Annotated in this window: 4 protein-coding genes; 2 read left to right on the top strand and 2 right to left on the bottom strand. The window is 72.7% G+C overall.

Annotated features, from left to right (window positions below; genetic code table 11):
• Positions 1-196: 196 nt before the first annotated feature.
• Positions 197-1,024, top strand: coding sequence for a (2Fe-2S)-binding protein (locus FNQ90_RS14575; protein WP_182606776.1), 828 nt, complete (start codon positions 197-199; stop codon positions 1,022-1,024).
• Positions 1,025-1,179: 155 nt separating this feature from the next.
• A complete protein-coding gene (locus tag FNQ90_RS14570; RefSeq protein ID WP_182606775.1) occupies positions 1,180-2,175 on the top strand; it encodes a DUF2637 domain-containing protein in 996 nt (331 codons plus the stop codon).
• Positions 2,176-2,694: 519 nt separating this feature from the next.
• On the opposite strand, the gene FNQ90_RS14565 is transcribed toward FNQ90_RS14570, so the two are convergent.
• Positions 2,695-3,384, bottom strand: coding sequence for a LuxR C-terminal-related transcriptional regulator (locus FNQ90_RS14565; RefSeq protein ID WP_323379966.1), 690 nt, complete (start codon positions 3,382-3,384; stop codon positions 2,695-2,697).
• The gene (locus FNQ90_RS14560; RefSeq protein ID WP_182606774.1) at positions 3,381-4,007 is read right to left on the bottom strand and encodes a helix-turn-helix transcriptional regulator; all 627 of its coding nucleotides are present in this window, start codon (positions 4,005-4,007) and stop codon (positions 3,381-3,383) included. The genes FNQ90_RS14565 and FNQ90_RS14560 overlap by 4 nt, the downstream gene beginning before the upstream one ends.
• Between the last annotated feature and the right edge of the window lie 147 nt (positions 4,008-4,154).

The following is a 4,154-nucleotide window of genomic DNA, read 5'->3' as shown; positions in this document are numbered from 1 at the left end:
GGACGGGGGCCGGGGACCGCCGCTCGTACGGCCGAATCCGTTCGGGAGTGCTCCATCCGTCCGCTCCTGTCCCCTCCTGCCCCCGAATCAACACGACCCGTGCACTGTAGGCAAGGATGTCGCGGGATCAAACCCCCGACGACGTGAGCTAAGGTAAGGCTTACCTGCCCCGGCGACCCTGCACAGGTGACCTCGTATGCTCTCCGCGCTCACTCCCGTCTCTCCCCTGGCCCCGGCCTGGGAGCGCATGGGTGAGGTGCTGCCCACCTTCCGCGTCCGGGAGGGGAACCCCGCGCCGGGGCCCCGCACCGGCGACCGGTGGAGCCCGGCGGACCTCGCGGCGGGCGGCGAGGCGCTGGACCTCTTCCTCGCCCGGGAGGCGGAACGGGTCGAACGGGACTACGGCGCACCGGCTCGGCCCGACGTGGTCGCCGGCTTCGCCCTGCACCGACTGATGTGGTCCGCCGCGGCCGTGTGCACGGTCCCGTGGTTCCTGCTGCGGCGGGTGCCGATCCTCTCCCCCACCGACCTTCTGCTCGACGACACCGGCCTCACCGTGCGGGTCCGGGAGTTCCACTGCCTGGCGGGCGACCCCGCCGCCGACCTGCCCGGCGCGCGGCCGGCGCGGGACGAGGAGGCGTTGCGCGCCGCGCTGCGCGCGACGGCAGCCGAGCACTTCACGCCGCTGTTGGCGACCTTCGGCCCCCTGATACGCCGGCGGGAACGCGCCCTGTGGGGGATGGCCTCCGACGAGTTGACCGAGAGTCTGACCTACCTGGGCGGCCTGTTCGGCGAGGAGGAGCGCGCCCGGCGGGAGGCCGAGCTGCTGCTCCCCGGCTCCACCGCCCCGTACACCGGCGGCGCCGGCTTCCGCGAACTGACGGACGATCGGGGACGGCGGTACACCACCCGGGACCGCATCAGTTGCTGCCTCTTCTACACGATTCGTCCCGAGGACACGTGTGTGACCTGTCCGCGCACCTGTGACACCGAGCGCGTCGAACGTCTCTCCGGGATCCGGTAGCAGCGGGACTTCCGGATCCCTTAATATCCGGTGCACACCATTCCTTCGCGGAACCCCGCGGTGAATCCCGTGACGGAGCCGGGGGTTCGGCGATGACGCCGCGCGAAGCCACACCCACGGCACCACCGATACCGGCCGGATAAAGGGACACCCGTATGACATTGACCGATATACAGTTCAACTGGGTCCTGGCGGCGGCCGTACTCCTGTGCGGGTTCCTGGTGGCCGTGGCCCTGCTCGCCCGGGGGCGCAAGTCCCCCGCCGCCGACGCCGCCGCCGAGGACTCCTGGGAGCGCATGGAGGAGCGCAGGCGCCGCAAGGAGCGCCTGTACGCCACCGCCTCGTACACCCTGCTGTTCTGCTGCGCCGGCGTGGCCGCCGCGCTCTCCTTCCACGGCCTGGTCGGCTTCGGCCGGCAGAACCTGAACCTCTCCGGCGGCTGGGAGTACCTGGTCCCGTTCGGCCTGGACGGCGCGGCCATGTTCTGCGCCGTGATCGCCGTGCGGGAGGCCAGCCAGGGCGACGCCTCGATCGCCTCCCGGATGCTGGTGTGGCTGTTCGCGGGCGCCGCCGCCTGGTTCAACTGGGTGCACGCGCCGCGCGGTGAGGAGCACGCCGGTGCCCCGCACTTCTTCGCCGGCATGTCGCTGGCCGCGGCCATCCTCTTCGACCGCGCGCTGAAGCAGACCCGCAAGGCCGCCCTGCGCGAACAGGGCCTGGTCCCGCGCCCGCTGCCGCAGATCCGCTTCGTGCGCTGGCTGCGGGCTCCGCGCGAGACCTTCGCCGCCTGGTCGCTGATGCTGCTGGAGGGCGTGCGGACGCTCGACGAGGCGGTCGACGAGGTGCGCGACGAGCGGCAGAAGAAGGAGGCCGCCAAGCTCCGGGCCCGTGAGGAGCGGAAGTTGGAGCGGGCCCGGCTGCGGGCCCTGGGACACCACCGGATGCTGCCGGGCCGGGGACGCCAGATGGCACTGGAGGCCGGTCAGGGCGGGGAGCAGGCCACCCTGGAGGTGAGCGACGGTCGGGCCGGTCGCGAGCAGCCGGTCGGCGCCGGGGTCGGCGAATCCTCGTCCTCCGGGTCCTCGAGCGCGAGCCCGCGCCTGGACTCCCTGGAGGCCAAGCTGGCCCAGATAGAGCGCTCCTTCGGCTGACCCGGTCGAGAGCCCGCGCACAGCGGGGTGTCGGATCCCTCCCCACGGGGAGCGGTGACCGACACCCCGCTTTCGTTTTCGCCCCTGATGGAAATTTGTCGACTTTTCTCCGCGCGGGACCACTCGGCTTTCGGTTGCCCTCCCGGCGATTTCAATACGGTCACATCATGGCGGCGATCCGGGAAATCTTTCCCGCACCCCCGGATCGCCCCATTCCGACATTCGAACGAATCCATCAAATTTCATGCTTGTGGGTATTTTTCGGGGTGATCACGCCCCGGCGCTTTCCCGGGCGCTCGTTTCCCCGCCCGACAGCCCCACACTCCGTATTCCCACCCCGGTCGCCATTCGAACGGCTCCTCCAGCACTTCCTCCGGCGGACGACCGCGCCCCGGGTGTTCCAGAGCCCACCGGCCGACGGCGTGACCGATCAACCGCCCACCCGTTCCCCCGCGGGTTCCGGCACCGCGCACGGCCCCGGACCGGCGGGAACACGTCCCCGCCCCGCCGGAGGAGCCGTCACACCAGTCCGGTGCGCACCGCGGTGGCCACCGCGTGGGCACGGTTGCGGGCCTGGAGACGGCCCATCACCTCGTGCACGGTGTTCTTGACCGTGTGTTCGGAACAGCCGATCCGGCGGGCGATGTCGGCGTTGGCGTATCCGTCCGCCACCAGCGTCAACACCCTGGTCTGCCCCGGGGTGAGCCCCACCGGACCGGGGACGTCGCCGGCGGCGAGGAGCCGGGCCAGGGGCGGATAGGGCAGCCGTCCCTCGCCCCGCCGGGCCCCGCGCACGGCGGCGCCGAGCTGCTCGGGGGTGAGACCGGCCGCGCACAGGACGGCCGGAACACCGCACCGGATGGCCCGGCGCAGCCCCGAGGGTGTGACCGTGTCACAGACCAACAGGGTCCGGTGCTCCCCCGGCGGACGGTGGGAGAGCGCCTCCTCGACGGTCGGGGCGACCACGACCACCACGGTGTCCGCGTCCGGGTCCTCCTCGGTGACGGGGACGAGGCCCGCCCGGCACAGCATGGCGGGGAGAGGATCCGGGGCGCCCGGCGCGTCCCCCGGGGAGGTGCCCCGCGAGGAGAGGACCCGGACCCGCGGCTCGGAGTCGGGGACCCCCGCCCCGGAGGGGACGCAAGGGGCGGGGGATATGGAGGGTTTCGTCTCGGGAACGGTGGCGAGGGTGCCCGCGGCGGCGGTCACAGCAGGCCCGCCCGAAGGGCGTAGGCCACCGCGTGGGCACGGTTGCGCAGACGGAATCGCCGGGTGATGTCGTGGACCACGGTGGAGACCGTGCGGGGGGAGTAACAGAGGCGGCGGGCTATCTCGTTGGTCTCGTGCCCCTCGGCCACCAGGCGCAGCACGGAACGCTCGCGGTCGCTGAGGGAGTCCGCGCCGCGCAGGGAGCCGAGGTCACCTCCCCCGGCGTCGGGGGCCGTCGAGCGTTCCAGGAGACGGTCGAGCAGATCCGGTGGGAGGGTGCAGTCCCCGCGTCCGGCCGCGAGCACGGCCCGGGCCAGCCGCCCGGTGTCCGCCTCCCTGCGGCGCAACAGGCCCCGGGCGCCCAGGGCGAGGGCGTGCAGGGTCTCGGCCACCGTGAGGTCGCTGGCGACGAGCACCACGTCCGGCGGACGAGGGACCCCGCGGGTGGTGCGCAGCACCTCCAACTCCGGGTCGCCCACCCGGTCGACGATCATCACCACCACGCGGGTCTCCTCGCCCCGCTCGACCAGGGCCACGTCGGGGCAGGCCAGCAGGGTGCTTCTGGTACCCGCCTCCAGAACCGGATCGAGTGCGATCACGCTGACGGATACGGGATCTCCCATCGGGGTCCTCCGAGGTTCACCGGCCGGTCCGTGGAGCCGGCATCCGAAAAGGGCTGACCCCAGCCTCGGCCCGCCGACGCCCCCGGGCATCGGGGAACGCTACCCAGATTGGGGGAACCCCCTCCCACCAGGGGCGCGGCCCCGGCG

The sequence above is a fragment of the Streptomyces alkaliphilus genome (genome assembly GCF_014141535.1).
In the GTDB taxonomy this organism is placed as follows: Bacteria; Actinomycetota; Actinomycetes; order Streptomycetales; family Streptomycetaceae; genus Streptomyces; species Streptomyces alkaliphilus.
Note: the sequence above shows the minus strand (reverse complement) of the source record. Positions and strands in the feature narration are given on the sequence as shown.

Bases quoted from the DNA above. Each gene is read 5' to 3' on its own strand.
- FNQ90_RS14560 (WP_182606774.1), bottom strand. From the start codon at position 4,007: ATGGGAGATCCCGTATCCGTCAGCGTGATCGCACTCGATCCGGTTCTG.
- FNQ90_RS14575 (WP_182606776.1), top strand. From the start codon at position 197: ATGCTCTCCGCGCTCACTCCCGTCTCTCCCCTGGCCCCGGCCTGGGAG.
- FNQ90_RS14570 (WP_182606775.1), top strand. From the start codon at position 1,180: ATGACATTGACCGATATACAGTTCAACTGGGTCCTGGCGGCGGCCGTA.